Source organism: Polynucleobacter rarus, assembly GCF_003072505.1.
Classification (GTDB): domain Bacteria; phylum Pseudomonadota; class Gammaproteobacteria; order Burkholderiales; family Burkholderiaceae; genus Polynucleobacter; species Polynucleobacter rarus.
Genome location: NZ_NTGB01000001.1, coordinates 1,616,298 through 1,643,164 on the forward strand (window position 1 = coordinate 1,616,298; position 26,867 = coordinate 1,643,164).

General features: G+C 42.2%; 26 protein-coding genes. 7 read left to right on the forward strand and 19 right to left on the reverse strand.

The annotated features are described in order from the left end of the window. The 7 genes from AOC35_RS07625 to uvrB form a co-directional block, all read right to left on the reverse strand. Entirely contained in the window at positions 1 to 426 is a 426-nt protein-coding gene (locus AOC35_RS07625; protein ID WP_108646520.1) for a DsrE family protein, read from the reverse strand. 36 nt (positions 427 to 462) lie between these two features. Then, positions 463 to 2,193, reverse strand: a complete 1,731-nt coding sequence (gene soxB, locus AOC35_RS07630) for a thiosulfohydrolase SoxB (RefSeq protein ID WP_108646521.1) — start codon at positions 2,191 to 2,193, stop codon at positions 463 to 465. A gap of 12 nt (positions 2,194 to 2,205) precedes the next feature. Next, positions 2,206 to 2,835, reverse strand: a complete 630-nt coding sequence (soxX, locus tag AOC35_RS07635; protein ID WP_108646522.1) for a sulfur oxidation c-type cytochrome SoxX — start codon at positions 2,833 to 2,835, stop codon at positions 2,206 to 2,208. A 14-nt stretch (positions 2,836 to 2,849) separates the two neighbouring features. Further along, positions 2,850 to 3,623 carry a sulfur oxidation c-type cytochrome SoxA gene (gene soxA / locus AOC35_RS07640; RefSeq protein WP_245898454.1) on the reverse strand — a complete coding sequence of 258 codons (774 nt, stop codon included), beginning with the start codon at positions 3,621 to 3,623 and terminating at the stop codon, positions 2,850 to 2,852. Positions 3,624 to 3,698: 75 nt separating this feature from the next. After that, positions 3,699 to 4,010 (reverse strand): thiosulfate oxidation carrier complex protein SoxZ, encoded by a 312-nt coding sequence (gene soxZ, locus AOC35_RS07645; protein ID WP_108646523.1) that lies wholly within the window; start codon positions 4,008 to 4,010, stop codon positions 3,699 to 3,701. Between the two features lie 30 nt (positions 4,011 to 4,040). After that, positions 4,041 to 4,487, reverse strand: a complete 447-nt coding sequence (gene soxY, locus AOC35_RS07650) for a thiosulfate oxidation carrier protein SoxY (protein ID WP_108646524.1) — start codon at positions 4,485 to 4,487, stop codon at positions 4,041 to 4,043. A 56-nt stretch (positions 4,488 to 4,543) separates the two neighbouring features. Next, on the reverse strand, positions 4,544 to 6,667 hold the full coding sequence (uvrB, locus tag AOC35_RS07655; protein ID WP_108646525.1) for an excinuclease ABC subunit UvrB: 2,124 nt from the start codon (positions 6,665 to 6,667) through the stop codon (positions 4,544 to 4,546). A 129-nt stretch (positions 6,668 to 6,796) separates the two neighbouring features. Here uvrB and AOC35_RS07660 point away from each other — a divergent pair, with 129 nt between their 5' ends. From AOC35_RS07660 to rsxB, 4 genes are all read left to right on the forward strand, one after another. Beyond that, positions 6,797 to 7,993 (forward strand): amino acid aminotransferase, encoded by a 1,197-nt coding sequence (locus AOC35_RS07660; protein WP_108646526.1) that lies wholly within the window; start codon positions 6,797 to 6,799, stop codon positions 7,991 to 7,993. A gap of 250 nt (positions 7,994 to 8,243) precedes the next feature. Next, positions 8,244 to 9,773, forward strand: a complete 1,530-nt coding sequence (locus AOC35_RS07665) for a polyhydroxyalkanoate depolymerase (protein WP_108646527.1) — start codon at positions 8,244 to 8,246, stop codon at positions 9,771 to 9,773. Positions 9,774 to 9,894: 121 nt separating this feature from the next. Then, positions 9,895 to 10,530, forward strand: coding sequence for an NAD(P)H-dependent oxidoreductase (locus tag AOC35_RS07670; protein WP_108646528.1), 636 nt, complete (start codon positions 9,895 to 9,897; stop codon positions 10,528 to 10,530). A 170-nt stretch (positions 10,531 to 10,700) separates the two neighbouring features. Further along, complete coding sequence (gene rsxB, locus AOC35_RS07675; RefSeq protein WP_425440640.1) at positions 10,701 to 11,351, forward strand: electron transport complex subunit RsxB; 651 nt, start codon at positions 10,701 to 10,703, stop codon at positions 11,349 to 11,351. Positions 11,352 to 11,359: 8 nt separating this feature from the next. Here rsxB and AOC35_RS07680 read toward each other — a convergent pair whose 3' ends face one another. From AOC35_RS07680 to clpB, 6 genes are all read right to left on the reverse strand, one after another. Further along, the gene (locus tag AOC35_RS07680; RefSeq protein WP_108646530.1) at positions 11,360 to 11,791 is read right to left on the reverse strand and encodes a DUF1841 family protein; all 432 of its coding nucleotides are present in this window, start codon (positions 11,789 to 11,791) and stop codon (positions 11,360 to 11,362) included. Between the two features lie 18 nt (positions 11,792 to 11,809). Continuing rightward, positions 11,810 to 12,451 carry an endonuclease III gene (nth, locus tag AOC35_RS07685; RefSeq protein ID WP_108648761.1) on the reverse strand — a complete coding sequence of 214 codons (642 nt, stop codon included), beginning with the start codon at positions 12,449 to 12,451 and terminating at the stop codon, positions 11,810 to 11,812. Positions 12,452 to 12,473: 22 nt separating this feature from the next. Further along, positions 12,474 to 12,917, reverse strand: coding sequence for an HIT family protein (locus AOC35_RS07690; protein ID WP_108646531.1), 444 nt, complete (start codon positions 12,915 to 12,917; stop codon positions 12,474 to 12,476). Positions 12,918 to 13,010: 93 nt separating this feature from the next. Next, positions 13,011 to 14,309, reverse strand: a complete 1,299-nt coding sequence (gene aceA, locus AOC35_RS07695; RefSeq protein ID WP_108646532.1) for an isocitrate lyase — start codon at positions 14,307 to 14,309, stop codon at positions 13,011 to 13,013. A 362-nt stretch (positions 14,310 to 14,671) separates the two neighbouring features. After that, entirely contained in the window at positions 14,672 to 15,895 is a 1,224-nt protein-coding gene (locus AOC35_RS07700) for an MFS transporter (RefSeq protein WP_108646533.1), read from the reverse strand. Positions 15,896 to 15,912: 17 nt separating this feature from the next. Next, positions 15,913 to 18,501: an ATP-dependent chaperone ClpB gene (gene clpB, locus AOC35_RS07705; RefSeq protein ID WP_108646534.1), complete on the reverse strand. Its 2,589-nt coding sequence runs from the start codon at positions 18,499 to 18,501 to the stop codon at positions 15,913 to 15,915. A 90-nt stretch (positions 18,502 to 18,591) separates the two neighbouring features. Between clpB and AOC35_RS07710 the strand changes: the two genes are divergently transcribed. From AOC35_RS07710 to AOC35_RS07720, 3 genes are all read left to right on the forward strand, one after another. After that, entirely contained in the window at positions 18,592 to 18,873 is a 282-nt protein-coding gene (locus AOC35_RS07710; RefSeq protein WP_108646535.1) for a GIY-YIG nuclease family protein, read from the forward strand. Between the two features lie 258 nt (positions 18,874 to 19,131). Next, positions 19,132 to 19,809 (forward strand): hypothetical protein, encoded by a 678-nt coding sequence (locus tag AOC35_RS07715; protein ID WP_108646536.1) that lies wholly within the window; start codon positions 19,132 to 19,134, stop codon positions 19,807 to 19,809. Beyond that, positions 19,790 to 20,560 carry a Fic/DOC family protein gene (locus AOC35_RS07720; RefSeq protein WP_108646537.1) on the forward strand — a complete coding sequence of 257 codons (771 nt, stop codon included), beginning with the start codon at positions 19,790 to 19,792 and terminating at the stop codon, positions 20,558 to 20,560. The genes AOC35_RS07715 and AOC35_RS07720 overlap by 20 nt, the downstream gene beginning before the upstream one ends. Positions 20,561 to 20,712: 152 nt before the next feature. On the opposite strand, the gene moaE is transcribed toward AOC35_RS07720, so the two are convergent. The 6 genes from moaE to AOC35_RS07750 form a co-directional block, all read right to left on the reverse strand. Then, on the reverse strand, positions 20,713 to 21,171 hold the full coding sequence (gene moaE, locus AOC35_RS07725; RefSeq protein WP_108646538.1) for a molybdopterin synthase catalytic subunit MoaE: 459 nt from the start codon (positions 21,169 to 21,171) through the stop codon (positions 20,713 to 20,715). 24 nt (positions 21,172 to 21,195) lie between these two features. Continuing rightward, a complete protein-coding gene (gene moaD / locus AOC35_RS07730) occupies positions 21,196 to 21,453 on the reverse strand; it encodes a molybdopterin converting factor subunit 1 (protein ID WP_108646539.1) in 258 nt (85 codons plus the stop codon). Positions 21,454 to 21,460: 7 nt separating this feature from the next. After that, the gene (locus tag AOC35_RS07735) at positions 21,461 to 22,717 is read right to left on the reverse strand and encodes a molybdopterin molybdotransferase MoeA (RefSeq protein ID WP_108646540.1); all 1,257 of its coding nucleotides are present in this window, start codon (positions 22,715 to 22,717) and stop codon (positions 21,461 to 21,463) included. Next, the gene (gene thrC / locus AOC35_RS07740; RefSeq protein ID WP_108646541.1) at positions 22,714 to 24,168 is read right to left on the reverse strand and encodes a threonine synthase; all 1,455 of its coding nucleotides are present in this window, start codon (positions 24,166 to 24,168) and stop codon (positions 22,714 to 22,716) included. Before thrC ends, AOC35_RS07735 begins: the two co-directional genes overlap by 4 nt. Before the next feature lie 14 nt (positions 24,169 to 24,182). Then, positions 24,183 to 25,493 carry a homoserine dehydrogenase gene (locus AOC35_RS07745; RefSeq protein WP_108646542.1) on the reverse strand — a complete coding sequence of 437 codons (1,311 nt, stop codon included), beginning with the start codon at positions 25,491 to 25,493 and terminating at the stop codon, positions 24,183 to 24,185. A gap of 76 nt (positions 25,494 to 25,569) precedes the next feature. Further along, positions 25,570 to 26,808 carry a pyridoxal phosphate-dependent aminotransferase gene (locus AOC35_RS07750; protein WP_108646543.1) on the reverse strand — a complete coding sequence of 413 codons (1,239 nt, stop codon included), beginning with the start codon at positions 26,806 to 26,808 and terminating at the stop codon, positions 25,570 to 25,572. Positions 26,809 to 26,867: the final 59 nt, after the last annotated feature.

The following is a 26,867-nucleotide window of genomic DNA, read 5'->3' on the forward strand; positions in this document are numbered from 1 at the left end:
TTAGGGTTTGATGTAGGCATAATGATTTCGAAATTGCAGCTCAGTGATACGTACTACACCGGATGGCGTAAAGTCTGCATCCAAAATAAATTGGTCTTTCTTTAAATCTCTATTTTTAAGGGTAATCTCACAAACCTCAAAGCGCACGCCTCTTGACTTTAAAGCAGCTACTAAAGGAGCATATTCCATGTTACTTTTAGCATCCTTCGCCCCTTCCATTAAGAGATCCACTCCCATCGCGTGGGTAACCACTACTATTTTCGTATCTGGCGATACATCTAAATGATTGCGTAAATTCCGCAGACCTTTTAATCCTTGTGCTTGGGCATCATCAATATGGTAGACCACTTGATCAGGGGTTGCTGCGGTGGCATACAAACCGAAAGAGGACAGAAGAATAATCAAAGACATTACTATTTTTTTCATCAAATTACCCTGGTAAAAAATCATTAAAAGTACAAATTAAACATTGCTTAGGCCTTTATTACCTAGGATATTTTTAATCTGCGGAATATTCGGTGAAAGCTTTGACACTACTTTTATATCCGTTAAATACTGCGTCAAGATATCCCACACGGCAGGAGCCGAAGAGCCTTGCAAATCGGGATTGACAGAAGCCCAACCAGCCACTTTATAAACGGTACCCGCGTCTAGTAATTGACCATTTAGTCGCATATCAGAGATTCTTTTACCCATCTGAGCGAATGGATCAATCGTATATTTCAGACCACCTGTTCGAACCATATCCCCGCCTTGTTGATAGTAAGGATCTGGGTTGAAAAGATTATCGGCCACGTCTTCTAGAATATTTTTAATTTCCTCGCCTTTGAGCATCGAAACCGTTGCTTGTGGATAAGTAATCGCCGTTTGATCCATTAAATGCTCCATGGTGATATCTTGGCCAGGCAAAAGAGTGGTACCCCATCTAAAACCTGGAGAAAAAGCAATGGGCGCATCTTGGACTTTCATCAAACCATCGACAATGAGTTGATCAAAAGTACCATTGAAATTACCCCGACGATATAACAGGGTATCGGTCTTCGCTAAAACACGATTGAGTTGTTTTTCGTAAGGACGTCTCACCTCACGAATCAAGGACTGCATTGCCAGATCGGGGGTAATTAAATTAGCGAAAACGGGGAGTAATTGGTAACGAAAATCCGTAACGCGTCCTTGCTTATAGTCAAAATCAAGCACACCTAAAAATTTCCCATTCGAGCCCGCGTTGGTCACGAGCGTAACGCCTCCAGGATTTTTTACATGAATAGCCTGTGCAATCCCATCATGGGTATGCCCACCTAAAATGGCATCAATCCCCCTTACACGACTGGCTAACTTCAAGTCGGTGTCCATTCCGTTGTGCGACAACAATATGACTACCTTAGCCCCTTTATTGCGGACTTCAGTCACATTTTTTTGCAGATTTTCTTCCTGAATACCAAAGGTCCAATCGGGCGTGAAATATCTCGGATTCGCAATTGGGGTGTATGGAAAAGCTTGACCAATAATCGCAACCAATACACCGTTCATTTCTTTTAGGACGTAAGGCTCAAAAACTGGATCGCCAAAATCACTCGTCTGAATATTTTGAGCAAGGAATGCGACCTTATCTTTAAAATCATGTTCCACAATATGTTTTACGCGATCAGCTCCAAGAGTCATTTCCCAATGGGCCGTCATGATATCGACCCCAAGCAATAGAGCAGCATCAACCATATCTTGGCCCTTAGTCCAAAGCGCCGTCGCTGAGCCTTGCCAAGTATCGCCGCCATCCAAAAGCAAGGCATTCGGTCTTGAGGATCTTAATTGTTTGACTAAAGTAGTTAGATGCGCAAAACCTCCAACCTTACCGTAAGACTGGGCTGCACTAGTAAAATTGAGATGCGTAAAAGCATGCGCATCCCTAGACGCTGGCGAAATCTTGAAAGCTTTTAAATATTCTTGCCCAACTAGATGGGGTGCGTGATTCAGCTGTGAACCAATGCCAATGTTGTACTGAGGCTCCCTAAAATAAATGGGATTTAACTGAGCATGGCAATCTGTAAAATGCAAAAAATGCAGATTACCGAATTTCGGTACATCGTAAAAATTCTTGGCTAAAGTTTCAGCACTTGCTATTTCGCTCGATAGCCCCATTCCAACACTTGAGGCAAGAGATAGGATTTTTAAAAACTCTCGACGATCAAGACTCATAAAGTGCTGAGTTTATTGATTAACGGGTGAACTTGGATCCAACAATAAAGCCATCAAATCCTTCATCTGATCTTGTGTTAACAGGTTGAAGTGACCAAACCTTGGCATATTACTGCAAGCGTTATAAGCCTTAGAGTTATAAATCCGGTTCCAGGTGTATTCCAAGATAGGTCCAGTATTTCCTCTCGTCTTTCCATAAGCTGTCAAAGATGGCCCCATCGTGCCATGTGAAATCTCTTTCGGATCAATTTGATGACAGTTATAACAGCCCCCACCGTTCACAGTATTGGGAGCATCGGTAAAGGTAGCACCTCGGCCACTTTGAGCAATCAACTCACCTTTTTTCCAATCACCTAAATAGACACCACCTTCGGGTTTAGGAATCTTGGCTAAAGCCTCTTTTTGTAAGAGCTCTATCTTCGCCTTACCCGCTTTAGTATTTTGATAGCTAGCATCTGAGCATAATAGTTGAATAGAATCTTGCGTCAAACGTCCCAAATCAGCTACCCCAGCTGCCACAAAGCTGTTTTGCATCATTTGCTGGACTTTCGGATCGACTTTGGGCTCAGCGGCCAAACTGACTTGATTAAAACCACTAAACAAGGTCAACAAAGTGAGTACAGTTTGAAAAAATAGTTTCATATAAAATCTCATTTCTAGCGTTTCAAACCAGGAGTTTGAATCATACCGCCATTGCCTTTAGAGGCCATATACATGGAAAGTGCGATGGTCGCATCCGATCCATAAATCGGCATCGGCAGACGTTGTTGTCTAAAGCAGTCATTTAATCGTCTTTGCATTGTCCAAAACTCACCACTAGAAACGCGGTACGCAGGCCACGATCCCCATCCCTCAGCAGCGCCTTTTGCTGTGGTGATGTTTGGTAAGTCCTGTAAGCGAATGCGCTTGTTATTTTGAGAGTGGCATGTAGCACAGGCAAAGTCCATCGGTCCTGCTTGATAGAAGAAGATCTTCTCACCAATTTGAGCCATTTCCTTTTCTTTAGGATGATTTGGAACCACCTTAATCGGTAGATCTTTTGATTCTGTTACTACATAAGCCACTACTGCTTCAATGTCTTTGCGCAAGCCTTTACCAAAAGGATCTTTAATCACGTCGCTAGCTGTAATGCCTTGGAGGTTTTCCATACAAGTCATTAAGCGCGATTCTAGATCTTGCACTCGGTTCGTATCTTTAAAATATCTTGGTAGTTCAGCAAAGGCACCTTTCACTACCCCTGGGCCTTTACCTAAGTCACACTGTTGCAAGGTAGCCTGTTTAGGTCCACTGGGTTTTACCCAAAGTTCCTCGCCCGCTGCAGCGTACAACTCAGCTGGATTGCCATCCGCAATCATCTCGCGGTACTTGGCAATTTCATCAGAGATATTCTGGGCAAACACTCCTTGAGTAAGCAAACTAAGGGTCAACAATATTACGGAGGACTTTATCTTCACTTTAAAACCTTACAGAGTAATTTGAATCGATGTCACTTTAGAGATGTTACATTAAGCAATCAGAGCACGATCGGTTCTTGTCTCGCCTCTGGAGTCAAACCAAGTAATAGTAATTTCATCACCCTTTTTAGGTCCTTTAACTTTAAAGTTCAAAAACGGATCTTTTGAGATAGCTGTCCCAAATTGTGCTTTAAATACCTCTTTAGCTCCGACTTTGGCAACTAAGTTAGTGATAAACCAAGCTGGTATTACTTTACCTGCAGCGTCTTTACGCTGACCCGTTTCCATATCGTGTCTCATTAATACTTTAACATCCACTAAGCCATTTACTTCGGCTGCTCTAACGCGCATTGGATCTGCCATATTCGTTCCTTTTATTCTAGATCTGATCGATTAACCACCACAACCACCAAGAGTTACTTTGACTTCTTTAGAAGCAAAGTACCATTTTTGCTCAGCTTTCACCAGCGCAAAAACATTGGAAGTTTGGGCCATTTTTACGCGAGTAGAAACGAATGGTTCGGCCCCTTCTGGAAAGTAAAAAATGCCAGACAAGGCGGTTGGATTTTTCTCAACAATGATTGCCATTTGGTTGGCTTTTAATGTAGTAGCAATTGTGAGAGGCACTACTGCACCATTTTCAGCAATATCAGGCGCAGTAAAGTTGATAGCAGTAGATTTTTCAGTACCACCTCCACCCAATGCTTTAATCACGTCATCGAGGGATTTACCCTCAAATGCTTGCTTTTCCCACTCATTTGCTTGAGCGGAAGTAATGAGACCATTTGCAGCCATTAAGCCAATGATGGTCGTCATTTTCAAGATTTCACGACGGTTCATGCAATATTCCTTTAGTCAACTTTGTAATCATTTCGATGGCTCAATTTTAAACCTATTTAGACGAGCGGATGATCTGTCGGCAATGCACCAAAAGCCATTGACCGTATTTTAGCTAAGCGATCTCTGGCTTGGGCTGCCTTTTCAAATTCAAGGTTACGAGCAAACTCCACCATTTCTTTTTCAAGGCGCTTGATTTCTTTAGCAAGATCCTTCTCGCTCATTTCCTCAAACTTCGCCTTTTCCCTGGCATTTTGCCAGAGCGCTTTCTCATCATCCACATCATAAACACCATCAATAATATCTTTAATGCGCTTCGATACACCTTTCGGGGTGATGCCATGCTCTAAATTAAAGCTAGTCTGTTTGGTTCGACGACGCTCAGTTTCATCCATCGCCTTTTTCATCGAATTGGTAATGCGATCAGCATACAAAATAGCTTTACCATTCACGTGCCTAGCAGCCCGACCAATTGTTTGAATTAAGCTGCGCTCTGAGCGTAAAAACCCTTCTTTATCTGCGTCTAAAATGGCAACGAGTGACACTTCAGGAATATCCAAACCCTCTCGTAATAAGTTAATTCCAACCAAGACATCAAACATACCCAAACGTAAATCGCGAATAATTTCGACCCGCTCTACCGTATCAATATCGGAGTGGACGTAGCGCACTTTGACGCCATGATCCGACAAAAAGTCCGTTAATTGTTCAGCCATCCGCTTAGTTAAAACGGTAACTAGCACCCGTTCATTTTGTACAGTTCGTTCTTTAATTTGACCTAAAAGATCATCAACTTGGGTAATCGCTGGGAGTACTTCAATCAAGGGGTCAACCAGACCCGTAGGGCGGACCACTTGTTCCACCGTATTGCTTGTTTTGTTGTTTTCATAGTCCGCTGGCGTAGCACTCACAAATACGGTTTGGCGCATTTTAGATTCAAACTCAGGAAACTTTAGTGGCCGGTTATCGAGTGCAGAGGGCAAGCGAAAGCCAAAGTCTACTAGGGCCACCTTACGTGCTCGGTCACCGTTATACATACCGTTAAATTGACCAATCAGTACATGCGACTCATCTAGGAACATCAAAGCATCTGAGGGTAAATAGTCAATCAAGGTTGGCGGTGCCTCGCCTGGTTTGCCCCCAGACATATGTCTTGAATAATTTTCAATACCTTTACAAAACCCTAACTCTGCCAACATTTCAAGATCAAACCTGGTCCGTTGTTCTAGTCGTTGCGCTTCCACCAATTTATTATCTTTATAAAACTCTGCCAGGCGATCTCGCAACTCCTCTTTAATTTGCTCTATGGCCAGCATGACTGTCTCTCGAGGGGTTACATAATGCGATCCTGGATAGACGGTGAACCTTGCGACGCGTTGTTTGATTTTGCCGGTTAGGGGGTCAAAGAATTGTAAAGAATCGAGTTGATCATCGAACAACTCGACGCGGACAGCTAGTTCGTTATGTTCTGCTGGAAAAATGTCGATCGTATCCCCACGAACCCGAAAAGTTCCTCGGTGAAAATCAATATCGTTACGTTCATATTGCATGGCAACTAGACGTTTAACGATATCAGATTGAGATAATTTATCGCCTTGACGAAGGACTAGTACCATTTTGTGATAATCACTTGGATTACCGATACCATAAATGGCAGAAACGCTGGCAACGATAATCACGTCACGGCGTTCTAATAAACTCTTTGTAGCCGATAAGCGCATTTGCTCGATGTGCTCGTTGATAGAGGAGTCTTTCTCAATAAACAAGTCCCGCTGAGGAACATAGGCTTCTGGTTGGTAATAATCGTAGTAACTAACAAAATATTCAACCGCATTACGTGGGAAAAACTCTCTAAACTCACTATATAACTGGGCCGCTAAAGTCTTATTTGGAGCAAAAATAATGGCTGGACGCCCCATCCGAGCAATCACATTCGCCATGGTGTAAGTCTTACCGGAACCAGTTACACCTAAAAGTGTTTGATAAGATAAACCATCTTCAATCCCTTCGACTAATCCAGCAATAGCAGTCGGCTGATCACCCGCTGGTAGAAAGGGTTGATAGAGCTCATAGGGGGAGTTTTCAAAGTGCACAAACTTTGATTCATCAAGGCTTGGCGCAGGCGATACGCCTGATTTTTCTTTGCTACCTTGTGTTTTTGACTTGGATTGTCGTGTAGCCATTAGAGTTTAGGTAAAATAACATTGCAAGTTTTAATAACTTAAGCAGTCAATTATGCAGTTTTTTTTAATTATTGACAGATTCAATTCATTTTTTAACCTTTTTACTACTTTTAGAAACTCTAAGACTAAATGACCCTATTTTCATCTGTTGAATTAGCACCCCGTGATCCCATACTTGGCCTTTATGAAACTTTTAATGCCGACACCAATCCAAATAAAGTCAACTTAGGCGTTGGCGTTTACTTTACTGAAGAAGGGAAGATTCCTTTACTTCGCGCTGTTCAAGTGGCTGAGAAAATGATTTTGGAAAATCCTAAAGCCCGCGGTTATTTACCGATTGAAGGAATAGCTGCCTACAACAATGGTGTTCAACAACTGTTATTTAGCTCTGAAACGGAAATGACAGGTGCTGGCCGCTCAGCTAGTTTTGAGACCCTAGGTGGAACTGGCGCATTAAAAGTAGGCGCTGACTTCTTAAAACGACTCAAACCACATGCAAAAGTAGCGATTAGTGACCCGAGTTGGGAAAACCATCGTGCCCTATTTGAAGGCGCTGGTTTTGAGGTTGTGAACTACCCCTACTATGACCCAACTACTCGTGGTGTTAATTTTGAAGCGATGAAAGCGTATTTAACTGCCATGCCGGTCGATAGCATCATTGTTTTACACGCTTGCTGCCACAACCCTACTGGTGCTGATTTAAGCCCAGCGCAATGGGAAGAAATCGTCACGATTTGTCAGAAAAGCCAATTAATTCCATTTCTGGATTTAGCCTATCAAGGTTTTGCTGATGGCATTTATGAAGATGGTTTAGCTGTTCGTCTCTTTACACAGTCTGGCTTGTCATTCTTCATTGCCAGTTCATTTTCTAAATCATTCTCCCTATACGGTGAACGTGTCGGCGCTTTAACAATTGTTACCCAATCCAAAGAAGAAACCTCCAAAGTTGTGTCGCAAATTAAACGCGTCATTCGGACCAACTATTCCAATCCACCCACGCACGGCGCAACAATCGTTGCAACTGTTTTAAATGATGCAACACTGCGCAATATGTGGGAACAGGAATTAATGGAGATGCGTGACCGGATTAAAGCGATGAGAGAACTTCTCGTCAAAGAACTCCAAGCAGCAGGTGCGAATAAAGATTTCGAATTCATTAAAGTGCAACGTGGCATGTTCTCCTACACAGGACTTTCGAAAGAACAAGTTGATCGTTTAATCAATGAACACAGTGTTTATGCGGTGGGAACAGGTAGAATTTGCGTTGCTTCATTAAACACCAAGAACATTAAAACAGTAGCCCAAGGGATTGCAGCGGTTCTTTAACTCAAGGGAGAATGACTGCCTGTAGCTTTTATCGACTTCCAAAGTCTAAACAAATGTTACAGGCCTTTGATCTAATCATTTTCACTTTGTGAAATTAATGCGTATCAGAACCGTATAATTATTTTTTTAAACAATTATTTAAATAAATTAGTTGTTTTTTCAAATTTTGTACTATATTCTTGTTGCAACGCAATATAATTAAATTTATCTATGTATTTGCGTCTTAATTTAATTGTGAAGGATTGATGCCATGTTGTATCAACTACAAGAGTTTCAAAGAGCAATGCTTGAACCCCTCAGTTCATGGGCGAAAACAACTGCCAAAATTTTCACTAACCCAGTTAACCCGATCGCGCAGACTCCCGTCTCTCAGCGCGTTGCTGCTGGCTATGAGTTATTGCATCGCTTAGGTAAAGAATACGAAAAACCAGAATTCAATATCAAGAGTGTGCAAGCCCACGGTAAGACCGTCGCGATTGCTGAAATTGAAGCTATTCATAAACCTTTTTGTCGTTTACTTCGATTCAAACGTTTTTCAGATGATGTGGCAACGATTCAGCATTTAAAAGAAGATCCTGTAGTGCTTTTAGTTGCGCCCTTATCGGGTCACCACGCTTCTTTATTGCGTGATTCAGTAAAAACCTTATTGCAAAATCACAAGGTTTATCTGACCGATTGGACTGATGCAAGATTAGTTCCCATTTCAGAGGGTGAATTTGGCTTAGATGATTATGTCGCTTATATCCAAGAATTTATTCGGTTTATCGGCGCTGAAAAGTTACATGTCATTTCTGTCTGTCAACCAACAGTACCAGTCTTAGCCGCGATTTCGTTAATGGCGACAAATGGTGAAAAAACCCCTCTCACGATGACCATGATGGGTGGTCCAATTGACGCCCGTAAATCCCCGACTGCAGTGAATTCCTTAGCAATGACGAAGTCGTATGAGTGGTTTGAACATAACGTCATTTATAACGTTCCAGCCAATCACCCAGGTGCTGGTCGTCGAGTTTATCCAGGATTTTTACAACACGCTGGCTTTGTCGCAATGAATCCTGATCGACACATGAAATCACATTGGGATTTCTTTCAAGATCTGATTAAAGGCGATGCGCAAGATGCGCAGGCCCATCGTCGGTTCTATGACGAATACAATGCGGTACTTGATATGGACGCTAAATATTATTTAGAAACGATTAAGTCTGTTTTTCAGGAATTTGCGCTGCCACTAGGTACTTGGAAAATTAATGGTCAGTTAGTAAGACCGCAGGACATTAAAACTACTGCACTCCTGGCTATTGAAGGCGAGCTAGATGATATCTCGGGAAGTGGACAAACCAAGGCTGCGATCGATTTGTGTAAAGGGATTAGTACTGCTAATAAATCGTTTTATGAAGTTCAAGGTGCAGGACACTACGGTATCTTCTCAGGTCGACGTTGGCGTGACAAAGTTCATCCGGTGATTTCTGAGTTTATTCGTGCTCATCAAGGATCAACTAAGGCAATTAAACCTGTAGCAGCAAAGCCAGTTGCAGCAACTTCTAAAACTGCAGCAAAACAAGAAGCAACTATTACTGTCCAGGCTGAAAACAAACCAAAGGTAGTGACGAAGTTGGTTTCCAAATTAATTACCAAACCAGTTCAAAAGAGCCCACCGAAGTCTTCTGCAGCCATCTCTAAAATGGTGGAGTCCCTTGAAACACCAGTTCTAGCTGCTAAAAAAGTAGTTTCCAAGAAAACGACTGCAGTAAAGAAGCCTACGGTTAAAAAGTCTATTTAAATTGATATCGTTGCCAAAGCAAAGTGTGAAAACACACTTTGCTTTGAATGCATTAGTCAATTAACAAAAATTGAGTAAAATGAAAATTAATATTTTATTAATCGAATCAAAAGGAATGTAAATGAGTCTTATCGAGAAATTAAAGTGGCGTTATGCTACTAAAAAAATGGATTCCACCAAGTCCGTGCCAAAAGAAACAGTAGAACGTATTTTAGAAGCAGTTAGACTTTCAGCTAGCTCTTTCGGTTTACAACCATACGAGTTATTCGTTATCTCGAACAAAGATCTTCGTGAAAAAATTAAAGCCGTTGCAAATAATCAATCTCAAATTACGGATTGTTCATACCTTGTTGTTTTTGCAGCATGGGATACTTACACTGAAGACCGCGTCAACCACGCATTTGATAGAGCAGAAGAGATTCGTAATAATAGAAGCGAAGCGACTATTGCATATCGTGCAGGTGTAATTAAGAACTTTACAACAAGAGATCCAGAAGTAAACTTCAATCACGCAGCAAAACAATCCTATATTGGTCTCGGTACTGCCTTAATCGCAGCTGCTGAAGAAGAAATTGACGCAACACCAATGGAAGGTTTCAACCCCGCTGAATTAGACATTCTGTTGAACCTTAGAGAAAAAGGTCTTCGTAGTACTGTAATTCTACCTTTGGGATTTAGAAAAGCAGATGAAGATTGGCTTTCAAAAGTACCTAAAGTTAGAAAACCTAAAGAAGAATTTTTACATTGGATTGAGTAAATCTTTTTAGTGAACTGCCTTGATCTTAGAAGGTAGATAAAAGATTAAGATTGTTGGCCCCTTGATGAGATGCTAAATCTTCCAAGGGGCTTTTTGTTTGGCCTAATGCATTACAAAAAACCAAGATCAAATCTTGGTAAAATGAAAACTTGAATACAAGTAATCATCCTATTAAAAACTCCCTGCTCACTGAGTTGGATAGTGCCCTACCTCAAACCCAATGTACCAAGTGTGGTTACCCTGATTGCCATGCCTATGCTAAAGCAATGAGCAAGGATGAGGCTTTGTATAACCGCTGCCCTCCCGGAGGGGTTGAGGGCATCGTAAGACTAGCCAAAATATTAAAGCAGCCCATCTTACCTCTCGATGAAACTCACGGCTTAGAGCGTCCTAGGCCGCTCGCAGTGATTGACGAAAAAGAGTGTATTGGTTGCACTTTATGCATTAAAGCCTGCCCTGTAGATGCCATTATTGGCGCACCCAAAAAGTTACACTTCGTCATCAATGATCGCTGTACTGGTTGTGATCTATGTGTTGCTCCCTGCCCGGTCGATTGTATTGAGATGGTGCCTGTCACAGAGAATCAAACTGGATGGCAAGCTTGGTCGAGTGAACAAGCCAACTTTGCAAAACATCATTATGAAGCCCACAAGTCTCGTCAAGCAAGAGAAGAAAGAGATTTGTTGATCAGGCAGAGCAATAAAGCAGCTGCCAAATTAGCAGCTTTACCTTCAGAAAATGACGCCGCTGAAAAAGCCCGTAAAAAGGCCATTATTGAAGCGGCGATGGCTCGCGCCAAGCAAAAGTTAAGCGAGTTTTAAGAGACTGGTTACAACAATCGTTGTAAGAGCATTAAATACTCCTGCATATCTGGTTGCGTACCATTGCGTTGCGACTCCCACAAAATCTGCCCCAAACACTCCATCATTTGATGTTGGGCAGTATGCTCAGAGTCTAGTTTGATGGTTAACTCTTTACTAATGGCATTGATCCCCTTGGGTTGATCCACTTGAACCATTTCGGTCAGGCTCAGATGCATCGACAAATGTAAAAAGGGATTGGTTTGACCATTTTCTACCGAAAACTCTTTGTCTTTTGCGACTTCTAATTCACTTAATAATTCATGGTATTCGGGATGCTCCACCATCCACCTTGCAGCTATTGATTCTAGGGGAGTTAGGATCCCGTTCGAAACTTGCTTGTGCCAGGTCATGCAAAAAAACTCCCGGACCTGATCTTTCGTTGGATTAAATAAACTCATATAGAAGTAACTATTCTCTTAACGAGATTTGAAATTCTTTTCTTTAGATTGGCACACTGGCTCAACCGTACACAGTGAGCACTGTGGTGACCTTGCTTGACAGACATACCTTCCCAACAAAATTAACCAGTGATGTGCATGGAGTAAATAGGGTTTAGGGACGCGTTTAAGTAACTGTTGCTCAACCACTAATACATCTTTTCCGGGAGCCAGACCAGTACGATTCGATACTCTGAAAATATGGGTATCAACCGCCATCGCAATTTCGCCGAATAAGGTATTGAGTAATACATTAGCCGTTTTACGACCTACTCCAGGTAAAGCTTCGAGAGACTCACGATCTCTAGGTACACGACCACCATGCAAATCCAAGAGTAATTGGCAAGTTTGTAGTAGGTGCTTGCCTTTCATTCGGTATAAACCAATTGAAGCAATATAGGGTAATAACCCAGCCTCACCTAAGTTCAATATTTTTTGAGGAGTATTAGCAACTAAAAATAGTTTACGGGTCGCCTTATTTACGGAAATATCAGTTGCTTGTGCAGATAAAAGTACTGCAGTCAATAACTCAAAGGGAGAGACATAAGCAAGTTCAGTTTCAGGATGAGGGTTGGATTTCTGTAATGTAGAGAAAAAGGCCTCTCGCTGTGCAAGGGTCATGAGCTTTGTCGTTGCCATTAACTTAACTTACTTGAGGATGAGATACAAAATATTCTTCAATTGCGCTCATCAATTGTTTTTCTTGATTTTTACGCCACTCCTGTTGTACCTCAATGACCTCACGTTGTTTTGCCCCCCAAATAGGGTTTGGGAAATATGGATCATTATGCCAACGTGGAATGACATGCCAATGGAGGTGAGGTACCACATTACCAAAGGCTGCTAAATTGATTTTATCGGGTTGCATAACTTTACGGATGATATCTTCCACAATACAAACCGTCATCATTAAATGACTACGTTGCGTAGGTATCAAATCGGTCATTTCAGCAAGGTGCTGATGCCAGACAACTCGGATCAACCCTGGAAACTCCACTTCTTGCGGCGCAATGATGCGTAGATGATCACCGCGATAAAGGCAGTGACCGCCGTCAGTTAAACAAAGAGGACAATCATTTAAATTCATGAGCCTAGTTTAACAAGTTTTAAGATAAATAAAAAACCCAGCGATTTTGTCGCTGGGCTTCAGACCTAGACGGATAGTCGAGATCGAAAACTTCTAGTGGAACTGCTCTTCTTCAGTCGAACCTGTCAATGCTGTGACAGATGATTTACCACCTTGAATCACTGTCGTTACATCATCAAAATAGCCTGTACCAACTTCTTGTTGATGCGATACGAATGTGTAGCCACGATCACGCGCCGCAAATTCTGGTTCTTGAACTTTTTCAACATAGGCTGACATACCGCGTTTGGCGTAATCTTGCGCCAAGTCATACATGTTGTACCACATGGAGTGGATACCAGCCAAGGTAATAAATTGATACTTATAACCCATTGCGCCAAGTTCACGTTGGAATTTTGCAATCGTTGCATCATCAAGGTTTTTACGCCAGTTAAAGGATGGGGAGCAGTTATAAGCAAGTAACTTACCTGGGAACTTCGAGCGTAGTGCTTCCGCAAACTTACGAGCAAAATCTAAATCCGGTGTACCCGTTTCGCACCAAACCATATCAGCATATTGAGCGTAAGCTAAACCTCGGGAAATCGCTTGATCAATTCCTTTACGTGTTTTAAAGAAGCCCTCAGAGGTACGCTCACCAGTTACAAAAGGCCGATCGTTTGCATCATAATCACTCGTGATTAAATCTGCTGCTTCCGCATCAGTACGAGCCAAGATCACCGTTGGTACGCCCAATACATCAGCTGCTAAACGTGCTGAATTCAATTTCTGAATTGCCTCTTGAGTCGGTACTAATACTTTACCGCCCATATGACCGCATTTTTTAACAGAAGCTAATTGATCTTCAAAGTGAACCCCTGCAGCTCCGGCGTTAATCATGGCCTTCATCAGTTCAAAACCATTCAAAACGCCGCCAAAACCTGCTTCAGCATCTGCCACGATTGGCGCAAAGTAATCGATATATCCCCTATCACCAGGGTTGAGACCTTTTGACCACTGAATCTCATCAGCGCGTTTGAAAGTCTTATTGATTCGCTCAACTACCTTGGGAACGGAGTCAACTGGATATAAAGACTGGTCAGGATACATCTCCATGCCACTATTCGCATCGGCAGCAACTTGCCAACCCGACAAATAAATTGCCTTGATACCTGCTTTAACTTGTTGCATCGCTTGACCACCAGTTAATGCACCGAGGGTATTAATATAGGCTTCATTTTGGACGAGGTTCCATAATTTCTCAGCACCACGTTTTGCTAAGGTATGTTCAATCTGTAAAGAGCCACGCAAACGAATGACATCGTCCGCGGTGTAATTACGAGAAATTCCTGCCCAACGCGGGTTAGTATCCCAATCTTTTTGTAATGCTGCAGCGGCTTCTTTACGTGATGTCATGCTAATTTTTCCTTATTTAGAGTTACTGGTTGATATCTGATTCCAATCTTCAATTTTTGGGGCTAGTTTTTAAGTACTTCTTGAATTCCAGCCCTTATAAAAACTATATGGAAATTCGGCCACTCTAACAACACCATTTTTCAATAATTTTTAAATTATTTATTCATTTAAAAACAGTAACTTAAGTAAATTATTCCACGATATGGAATGCATAATCATCATTTAATATATTTTTTGAATTGGTTTTGTTTAGGGTTTTTACCAATGAGAATGGCATTTCACAATGTGAAATTTTAAAGGTGCAATGCAACAAAACTCTCGTAACAAGATCTTTTACGAGAGCTCTTTAGACTTAAAGGTGATTAATTATGTTGCTCAGACAACCTGGCAAGATTGTGAGAATTGAGTTGAGAAGCCACAAATATAGCGATGATTTGGAAAAAAGCGATACCGTAAAAGATAATTTCAGGACTCTTCCAATCCATAAATAATCCAAAAAGAATCGGGCCCGTAGCACTTCCGCAGTCAATCCCTGAATAGACTAGGCCAAACACCTTACCGGAAGAGCCTTTCGGTGTGGCTGCCCGAACCATTAAATCACGAGAAGGAGATGCCATACCAGATCCAAAGCCCATGATAGCAAAGAGTAATGGAATACTCCAAGGAGCAAAAAAACCAAATCCAGCAAAAATAGTGGCGACTCCGGAAGCTAAAAATGCCCCAGTAATCACTCTATCAGGCTGTTCAATCTTGGTCGCCACAAAACCCCCAGCAATCAAACCAACCGCACTACTTATCATGTATAGGGTATAGGAAGCCGTCGTTTGGGTAATGTCGATATGATAAATATCGACTAGAGCTGTCGAAGAAAAGCTTTGAATTCCAACAAAACTAAAGGCTGTTAGATAGAAGAACAACCAACTTAGCCAAATATTAGGTAATTTTAAAAACTCGACGGTGTGCTTACTGAATAAGGGCATACTCTGAAGTTCGGTTTGCTCGTGAACAACTGGTACATCATTTAAAAGATCTTTACGTAAGATTAAAAGCAATAAAACCGCAGCAGCTAAAAGACCTGCGCCAAACACTGCAACGCGCCAATTGCCAACTAAGGCGGTAATAGACAATAAAAAAAGAGGAGCGGCAGCCCAGCCCAAGTATCCAGTTACACCGTGTACCGAATATGCATGGGGAAGGTTTTTAGGTTTAACCAGATGATTGATTAAAGTGTAGTTCACAGGATGGAATACCCCGTTCCCAATCCCCGTGATAGCCATTCCGAGGAGTAGCATCCAATAATATTGGGAAACTCCAACTAACATTGCACCGGCAATTAGCAAAGAGATACCGATGTAAAGAATGGGGCGAGCACCATGCCGGTCAACCCAAATACCACTAATCGATTGGGTGATAAAGGAAGAGACATAAAACACGGTCATGAGCAAGCCGAGTTCAGAATAACTCAAGCCAAACTCCTCTTTAATCCATGGGAATAAAGGGGCAATCAGTAAATGAAAAAAGTGGGAGATGCTGTGAGCAATTCCAATTAAAGTAATTAACTCAACATCATTATTATTTTGTCTCATTCTCCCATTTTAGCGAATTAATGAACTTTCCTCTCAAAAACAAATTCATTATTTTCCACATTCACCGGAATAATATCTTTTGGACCATATTTCCCTTCCAAAATACGCAGTGCAATCGGGTTCTCGATATATTGTTGAATTGCCCGCTTGAGTGGTCTAGCGCCGAATAACGGATCAAAACCAGCCTCTGCAATCTTTAACAAAGCCTCATCGCTGACATCAAGTTGCATATCCATCTTCGCTAAACGATCTGTTAAACGTTGCAACTGAATCTTCGCAATTGAACTAATTTGACGCTGATCTAGAGCATGAAACACTACTACTTCATCAATCCGGTTTAAGAATTCCGGCCGGAAATGATCCTTCACTTCTTCCCACACAGCATCTTTGATATCTTCTTGTGGTTTACCAACCATGGACTGAATCAGGTGAGAACCTAAATTGCTGGTCATCACAATTACGGTATTTTTAAAATCCACCGTTCTACCCTGACCATCGGTCATCCGTCCATCATCTAGAACTTGAAGAAGTACGTTAAACACATCAGGATGGGCTTTTTCAACCTCATCTAACAAAATCACACTATAGGGTTTGCGACGAACCAGTTCAGTTAAATAGCCACCCTCTTCATAGCCGACATAACCTGGAGGAGCACCAATTAATCTAGAGACGCTGTGCTTTTCCATAAACTCACTCATATCAATCCGAATTAAATGGTCTTCGCTATCGAATAGAAAACTCGCCAAAGCCTTACATAATTCTGTTTTACCAACTCCAGTAGGCCCTAGGAACAAGAATGACCCGTAAGGGCGGCCTTCATCTGACAAACCAGCACGTGAGCGACGAATGGCATTAGAAACCGCCACAATCGCATCTTCTTGGCCAACGACTCGCTGATGTAAGTAGGATTCCATTTTTAATAACTTATCGCGCTCACCTTGCATCATTTTTGAAACAGGAATACCAGTTGCTCGGGACACAACTTCAGCAATTTCTTCAGCCCCTACATGGGTTCGCAATAACTTATTCGGCTTTGCGCCACCTTTAGCTTCTGCAGTTGTTGCAGACTTTAATTTACCTTCCAGTTCAGGTAATTTACCGTATTGCAATTCAGCTACTTTATCTAATTTACCTTCGCGCTGAAAACGTACAATTTCCATCTTCACCTGATCAATTTCTTCTTTGATATGGGCAGTTCCCTGCGCAGCGCCCTTCTCAGCCATCCAAATTTCCTCTAGGTCAGCGTATTCTTTACTCAACTTCGTAATTTCTTCCTCGATTAAGGAAAAGCGTTTTTTAGAGGACTCATCTTTTTCTTTTTTGACCGCTTCTCGTTCAATTTTTAACTGAATAATCCGACGATCGAGTTTGTCCATGACTTCAGGTTTCGAGTCGATTTCCATCTTAATTTTCGAAGCTGCTTCATCGATTAAATCAATTGCTTTATCCGGTAAAAAACGATCCGTAATGTAACGGTGAGATAACTCAGCGGCCGCCACGATTGCTGGATCAGTAATTTCTACCCCATGGTGTAACTCATATTTTTCCTGCAAACCACGCAATATAGCAATCGTTGCCTCAACACTCGGCTCATCGACTAACACCTTTTGGAAACGGCGCTCTAGCGCTGAGTCTTTTTCTATATATTTACGGTATTCATCTAAAGTGGTTGCGCCAATACAATGTAACTCACCCCTCGCCAATGCTGGCTTGAGCATATTGCCTGCATCCATCGAACCTTCTGTTTTACCAGCACCCACCATCGTATGGATCTCATCAATAAAGATGATGGTTTGACCTTCATCTTTAGCAATATCAGAGAGTACTGCTTTGAGACGCTCTTCAAATTCACCACGAAATTTTGCACCGGCTAATAGTAATGCCATATCTAGTACTAAGACACGTTTATTTTTTAAAGACTCTGGCACTTCACCATTCACAATACGCTGCGCGAGTCCCTCAACAATGGCTGTTTTACCAACTCCAGGCTCACCAATTAAGACAGGATTATTTTTAGTCCGTCTTTGTAAAATTTGGATTGCGCGACGGATTTCATCATCCCGTCCAATCACAGGATCCAACTTGCCTAAACGGGCACGTTCAGTTAAATCCACCGTGTATTTTTTTAATGCTTCACGCTGCGATTCTGCATCATTACTATTCACCGTTTGACCACCACGAACTTGCTCAATCGTTGCTTCCAAACTTTGACGCGATAAACCAGCCGCCCGTGCCGCTTTACCTAGTTCACCCTTGTCGTCTGCTAAGACCAAGAACATGAGCTCTACAGCAATAAATTGATCACCTTTTTTATTGGCTTCTTTTTCAGTCAGGTTTAACCAGGCAGATAAGCTTCTGCCAACTTGTACTTCGCCACTTCCTTGAACTTGTGGAAGCTTTTTCAAGCGCAGTTGAAGGTCATTGATTAAGGCATCCACTCGCACACCTGAGCGAGTGAGAAGGCTTTTGCCAGCTCCATCGCGGTCTTGTAACATTGCGATTAAAACGTGTTCTGGCTCAATAAATTGGTTATCGTTTGTGACCGCAAGGCTTTGGCCTTCGGCTAGCGCTTCTTGAAATTTGGTAGTTAGTTTTTCGATTCTCATGAGGTCCTCTATTAAGAAATAAGAAAATATGTATATTCCTTACATGAGTACGTTTTACAAAATTTCAAGAGCTATCCTAAAATATTGTTCATGACAGTTAACTTGAGTATACCGACGACGGATAAGAAATGGTATCTATACCTTTTAGAGTGTAGTGACGGAACTTTTTATACCGGCATCACCAATTCTCTCGATGATCGTATCGCCACTCATAATGCGGGCAAAGGTGCAAAATATACGAGAGGACGCAGGCCAGTCAAATTATTGAATTCAATGATTTGTGAGAATCACTCGACAGCGCTTAAGGCAGAAATTCAATTAAAAAAGTTAGCAAAAAAAGATAAAAGGAATTTCTTCATTCCAATCATTTAAGTCAGTAGACTTAGGGCTTTAGCTCTGAGTTTTTAACCCTTTGTACGAGTCATCTTTATAGCCTCTTAATCAGGCTAATTTAGCAATTTAATTGTTTTTATTTGAATTCAAACAGCATTATCTATATAACACTCATTGAAGGGTAAAAACTGTTCTGGTGTTTACAAAAGATAACGGTAAGCCGTTATCTTTTGTATGTACAGACTATTGTTTTATATGGTAAAATTAATATTTCAGCCATAAAACAAGGTTAAGAAAATGTTGCTTAAAAATCGAGTTCAAATTTCCATCGCTAAGCGAAGCGGAAACGTAATCTTGCGATCTGACATCGCAAATCTCGGTAGTGACACACAACTGAGCGAAGTGCTACGCACTCTGACTCAAGAAGGGAAGCTTATCAAGCTGGGGGCTGGAATTTATGCCAAGGCCCACAAGGTTACAGATGGTGAAGTGCTCCTTGTCGCCAATGACCAGCAAGTAGCAAAAGAGCTTTTCGAACGCCTCGGCGTGGAAGTGGATTTCGTTGAGGTTAATGCAGAATCAGGTGAAACCATTTATTTTCTGGATACCTCCAAACGACGCATGTCGCGCAACCTCAAGTTCAATAATGTACAAGTGGTCTATTCGCGAAAGCATAACGGGTTCAAAAACTATCTGAAAATTGATCTGACGACTCAGTTGGAGATGCTCCCTATAAAGGGAGTAAGTGATTTTGTTCGTCGCCTTGCGATTCAGCATGGTGTGATCGCACGGCGCACAAGAATGGATGATTGGGCAGACGCTGTTACCCGACTTGCTGGCGATGACGTAAAGCAAGACCCCACAGATGAATTGTTGGTTGCCTTGACCAAAAAAAATATAATCAGCGGCCGTCAGATGGTGCGCTTGTTAACTAATCATATGAAAGAGGAGGAAAGTGTTCGATCCGTTCAATGACTTCCAAACTGCCGGCTATCTTCGCAATTTTGAAGCTATCAAAGACCCGTTAAAGATAAGCCGGATTGAGCACAACTCCTTCAAAGTTCGGCTCGAAGAAGCTCTTGACCAGTTGAGGCGCATCGATGGTCCGCTCACATATGGTGACTATCTTAAGGTTCATGGAACCCTATTCCAAGACGTCTATCCGTGGTCTGGTCAAGATCGCCTTTCGCTGGGAGTCGGTCGACTTGTTTCCAAGGGATCGAAGGTTCAGTTCGAAGTATCAGAATTATCCCAACATGCAGTGGAGTGGGGCCTGAACATGGGTAACAACACTGAGCACATGCGAAAGTGGCCTGGTGAGGTAATGGGAGCATTTGCTTGGGGGCATCCATTTCTGGATGGGAACGGTCGTAGCATGCTTCTCGTGCATACCGAGTTGTGCTACCGGGCCGGCTTCGCCATCGATTGGATTGCCTCGAAAAAGAGTGACTATCTCGATGCACTCACGCATGAACTTGCGCATCCAAGAGATCGTGTCCTAGATGCGTATTTGAGAAATTTTATTGTCGACATGCGTCCTCGAGCAGATTGGGTCGAATACTTTAAAACAATGCCTGGCTTATCCGGCGATGATGATGAAGTGAATTTGGACTACGCAGAAGATGATCTTAATGCGATCGCTCGATATGAAGAAGTCAAGTTACAGCGGACCTTGAAATCAACTTTGGTGAAATTTAGCGATAAAAACTCAACTGGCAGCAGCTAGCAACCTAAAAAAACTGAGGTTTACTGGGAATGGCAAAAGGAACCATTTCAAATGATGTTCTTTGATTAACTTTGATGAACATTTTCGTCAGATATTTTCAATCTAGCTCATAAGGTGAATTCACTTCAGTAAGATGAAGTTACCAAAGGTGACTAATCCTTAACTTGCCACTTTTTCAAACGTTCATCATCTGAAGTTCTAGCATCAACCCAACGCGCCCCATCTGCAGTATGTTCTTTTTTCCAAAATGGAGCCGAGGTTTTTAGATAATCCATCACAAACTCACAGGCAGCAAAAGCGTCACCACGATGAGTACTAGCAATTGCAACGAGGACAATTTGATCGCCGACCTTAAGGTCGCCAACGCGGTGAATGACGGTAGCATTCAAAACATCCCAGCGTTTCTTGGCTTGCTCAAGAATATCCTCTAAGGATTTTTCTGTCATCCCAGGATAGTGCTCAAGACTCATTGCGGAAATTGCGTCACCTTGATGATTGTCACGAACCGTTCCTACAAAAATATTGATACCACCAATTTGCGAATGATTCGCGCTTAAGATTTTTAATTCTTGCGAGACATCAAAGTCTTCCGTTTGAATTGAAATTTTCATGATCGGTTCAATATCAAATTGAGTTTAACCGCCTGTTACGGGCGGGAAAAATGCCACTTCTGCACCGTCTTCAATCAAGGTGTCAGGCTCAACCATCGTCTGATGTTGCGCAACTCGGATAGGTCTTTTAAGCGCAAGTGTATCAGCCCATAAGGCATCAATATTAATTAAATAAGCTCGGAGTTGCGCGATCGTTTTCACATCAGGTGGCACGGATAAATCCATCTCACTTAAATCTAAACTTTCTCGAATCGATGCAAAAAAGCGCAGTTTAATTTTCACGACGAACCTAATTAAAGAATTGAGAAAAAGGCATAAAGTGTACCGTATCACCCTCTGCAATCTTGGTTCCTGCTGGCACGTCAATCAAGCCATCACCCCAAGCTGCACTGGTTAATACGCCAGAACTTTGATTTGCGAATAAGTCTACCGTACCGGCATCATTAATCCGAACTCTTAAGAATTCGTTCCGACGATCGGGTTTTGTCCATACAAAATTTGCTTTGAGTGGAAAACGCTGCAGTGGTCGATTTTTTCTACCTTGTAGAGCCAAAATAAAAGGCTGTACAAATAATAAAAAAGTAACAAAGCTCGATACTGGGTTACCCGGCAATCCCATAAACCACGTTTGATCTGAACTTCCTTTGGGAATCTGACCAAAAGCCAAAGGCTTACCTGGCTTAATTGCAATTTGCCACATATCTAAGCTGCCTTCTGCACTGACTGCCGGCTTGATATGATCTTCTTCACCAACTGAGACGCCCCCCGAAGTCACAATCAGATCATGCCCAATCGCTGCTTGACGCAGTGTTTGACGGGTAGACTCTAATGTATCGGGCACAATCCCAAAATCTGTGGCTTCACAACCTAGCGATTTAATACAAGCCAGTAAAGTGTCGCGGTTAGAGTTATAAATACCACCCGGCTTCAAAGGCTGACCTGGCAGGGTTAATTCATCTCCCGTAAAAAATAAGGCGACCTTCACACGTCTAAATACTTCGAGGTGAGTAATACCTGCAGAGGCAGCAACGCCTAACTCTTGTGGACGTAGAAAAGTCCCCTTCGAGAGCACAACATGTCCTGCCTGAATATCTTCACCGCTACGTCGAACCCATTGACCACTATTCGGGATTTGATTAACACGTACTGTGTAATCAAGACCTTCCATATTTGGCTGCGTAAGCACTTCACAATCCTCTTGCATCACAACAGCATCGGCACCATCAGGAATATTGGCTCCCGTAAAAATTCGTGCCATCGTCCCAGGCTTTAAAGTCACCCCAACACTACCGGCTGGAATCCGCTGCGAAACTGGCAAGACAGCCCCAATTTCTTTAACATCTGCTGCGCGCATCACATAGCCGTCCATTTGAGTGTTATCCGCTGGAGGAACACTGACATGACTCACTTGATCAACGGCGAGCACCCGATATAAAGCATCCTGCACGGTCACAAGTTCAGTCTCTTTTACGTTTTGCGCTTTGGCTAGAAGAATCTCTAACGCTTGGGAAGCAGTCTTTAAAGGTTGTTTAATCTGTTCACTCATTTGGTATGTTCAACAATAAATTGTTTAACGGCTTGTACATTTGGCGGCATTTCGATGACCTGCTGGGGCAACTGCTCAATCCCTTCAAAGGCACTTGGGCGGCCAGGCGGATGACCTAAAGCTTCCTCAATCGTACTAGCAAATTTAATTGGTAAGGCTGTTTCTAACACAAGCATCTTCACGCCAGCTGTTAGATGTTCCAGCGCCACCTTCATACCGTCAGCAGTATGGGTATCAATCACGACATGATAAGTATTGGCGACTTGCTGAATCGTCCGAATCCGGTCTTCGTGGGTACTTCTACCGGAGACAAAACCATATTGTGCAATTTGACCAAACTGGGTTGTATTAGAAAAATCAAAACCACCACTGGTGTCCACTTGCTTAAATAGCTTTGCTACTTCCGCCCCGTCTCGTCCAAGCCAATCGAATACAAAACGCTCAAAGTTACTTGCCTTCGAAATATCCATGGAGGGACTCGAAGTATGTAAGGTTTCTGCTGCTTTTCTGGCACGGTAAACACCCGTTTTAAAAAACTCATCCAAGACATCATTTTCATTGGTTGCAACAATTAATTTTTCAATTGGCAAGCCCATCATCCTCGCAATATGACCAGCGCAGACATTACCAAAGTTACCACTCGGCACACAAAAAGAAACTTTTTCTGAACTACTGTCGGTTGCTCTTAAATAACCGGCAAAATAGTAAACGACTTGAGCGACAACGCGGGCCCAATTGATCGAGTTTACCGTACCAATCTGATGCTGAGCCTTGAAAGCTAGGTCATTACTGACCGCTTTAACGATATCTTGGGCATCATCAAATACCCCTTCAATAGCAATATTAAAAATATTTTCATCCTTCAAGGAATACATCTGAGCACACTGAAACGGACTCATTTTCCCTTTGGGCGAAAGCATAAATACCTTAATCCCTTTTTTACCACGCATGGCGTACTCAGCGGCACTACCCGTGTCACCTGACGTGGCCCCGAGAATATTGAGTTCTTTATTTTCACGTGCCAAAACATATTCAAACAAATTACCTAAGAGCTGCATCGCCATGTCTTTGAATGCAAGAGTCGGGCCATTGGATAAGCTCAGTAAACCAATAGAAGTTTGTCCCTGACCAACAGCCACATCACCCAACCAATGAACTGGCGTAATATCAGTCGCATCATCCTGCTCACGAGTGTGGCAATAGACCTTGCTGGTGTATGTTTTTTCACAAATTACTTTTAAATCCGCAGCAGGGATGTCGTCAGCGAATAAACTCAATATCTCAAACGCTAACTGTGCATAAGACAAACCACGCCAACTATCTAAAGTTTGCTTACTAATCTGTGGATAAGTCTCTGGCAAATATAAGCCACCATCAGGAGCTAAACCCGCTAACAGGATTTGTAAAAAAGAGAGGTTTTGTTGACTACCTCTAGTGGATATATAACGCATAAAAACAGCCTTAATTAACTAAGTTCTTCCAAACGAATTTTAATAACCCCACCGAGTACTGTAGGTAATGTCGTCATTTGTTCAATTGCCGATAACATCCGCTTTTCTTGGGTTGTATGGGTCAAAATAATCAAATCTGTTTGACTTTGACCAGCCAAAGCTTCTTTTTGTAATAAAGCGTCTATCGAAATATCTTGATCTGCAAGGATTTTCGTAATATTGGCTAGAACACCCGTTTCATCTGCCACTTTCAGGCGTAAGTAATAACTAGTAGTGATCTCTCCAATTGGCATGACCACTGTATTAATTACTTTATCTTCTTGGAACGCTAAGTAAGGAACGCGCTTGTCTGCAGGCACAGATTGATAGCGAACCACGTCAACTAAATCGGCAATCACGGCTGAAGCGGTTGGCTCTGATCCAGCGCCTTTACCGTAATACAAAGTAGTGCCGACGGCATCACCAAACACTTGGACTGCATTCATAGCACCTTCAACATTGGCAATCAGGCGATCATTAGGAATCAAGGTCGGATGAACTCTTAGTTCTATACCGTCAGGGGTACGTTTGGTAATCCCTAATAGTTTGATTCGATAACCAAGCTCTTCTGCATACTTAATATCGATTGCTGCTAAATTAGTAATACCTTCGATATGCGCTTTATCGAATTGAACCGGCACACCAAAAGCGATTGCGCTCATGATTGAGGCTTTATGCGCTGCGTCAATCCCTTCAATATCAAAGGTAGGGTCCGCTTCGGCATAGCCTAAGCGCTGCGCCTCTTTTAGCACCACATCAAAATCTAAGCCTTTATCACGCATTTCGCTCAAGATAAAGTTAGTCGTACCGTTAATAATGCCAGCAATCCACTCGATTCGATTTGCTGTTAAACCTTCTCTTAATGCCTTAATAATAGGAATACCGCCAGCAACAGCCGCTTCAAAAGCAACAATCACGCCACGCTCCCTAGCAGCAGCAAAAATTTCGTTACCATGCACCGCAATTAAGGCTTTATTAGCTGTAACGACGTGCTTACCTGCTGCAATGGCTGCCAAAACTAAAGTTTTAGCAATGCCGTAGCCACCGATTAATTCAATAACTACTTCAATCTCTGGGTCATTAATGACTTGATAGGCATCGTTCACAATCCTAGCTCGATTTTGTACAATCTGCTCAGCACGCTTTTGATCAAGATCAGCAACAACCGCAATCTCAATCCCACGCCCAGCCCGTCTTTCAATCTCTTCATGGTTACGCTGCAGCACAGTAAATACACCGCCGCCCACTGTTCCAGCGCCTAATAATCCTACTTGTATTGGTTTCATGTTCAAATCTTCATAAATGATCGGAAGACTTCGAGCAAATTCGAAGTCCTACTAAAAGTACTATTTTAGTCGCAACTTAAACGAGAGACTCAGTTCCCATTCTTTTTCTGTATTTTGCTAAAAAACGGGCTAACCGCTTGATAGCGTCTCGTAAGACATCCTCATTGGGTAAGAAAACAACCCTAAAGTGATCAGGATGTGGCCAATTAAAACCACTGCCTTGAACTAGAAGGACTTTTTCTTCACGCAATAAATCAGCAATAAATTCCTGATCGTCCTTAATCGGATACATTTTTGGATCTAATTTCGGAAATAAATAAAGTGCAGCAGCAGGTTTTACGCAACTAACACCTGGGATTTTAGTGATTAAATCATAAGCCAAATCACGTTGACGACGCAGTCGCCCACCCTCTCCCACGAGTTCGTTAATGCTTTGATAACCACCTAGTGCTGTCTGAATCGCCCATTGACCCGGCACGTTGGCGCATAAGCGCATAGATGAGAGCATATTTAAACCCTCAATATAGTCTTTTGCACCACTTTTATCGCCTGAGACAATCATCCAGCCAGCACGATAACCACATGACCGATAATTTTTTGACAAACCATTAAAAGTAATCATCAAGACATCAGTTGCAAGCGATGCAATCGAAGTGTGCGTATGGCCATCGTATAAAGTTTTGTCGTAGATCTCGTCGGCAAAAATAATTAAGTCATGCTCACGAGCGAGTTGCACAATTTGTTTCAAGACATCATCGGAATAAATCGCACCAGTCGGATTATTGGGATTAATGATGACAATACCCTTGGTTTTATCACTGATCTTTGCTTTGATATCAGCTAAATCTGGGGCCCAGTCCTTACTTTCGTCACACAAATAATGGACTGGCTTCCCGCTTGATAGGCTGACAGCAGCTGTCCAAAGTGGATAATCAGGCGTTGGTACCAAAATCTCGTCACCATCATTGAGTAGCGCATTCATGGCTAAAACGATTAGTTCAGAAACGCCATTACCGGTATAAATATCGTCAATGTCAACACCCTGAATATTCTTTTGTTGGCAATAGTGCATGATGGCTTTACGGGCTGTAAAAATACCCTTCGAGTCGGAATAAGCAGCGGCATGTTGCAAATTACGAATCATATCTAATTGGATTTCTTCAGGAGGATCAAAACCAAATACCCCTACATTACCAATGTTTAATTTGATAATTTTTTGTCCTTCTTCTTCCATTCGCGTGGCAAGTTCCAAGACAGGACCACGAATGTCGTAACAAACATTATTTAGTTTTGCGGATTTTAAAAAAGTTTTCACAATAAAATAGATCTCTCAAACTTTTAGCGGACAAACGCTAGTTATAATAACCATATTAT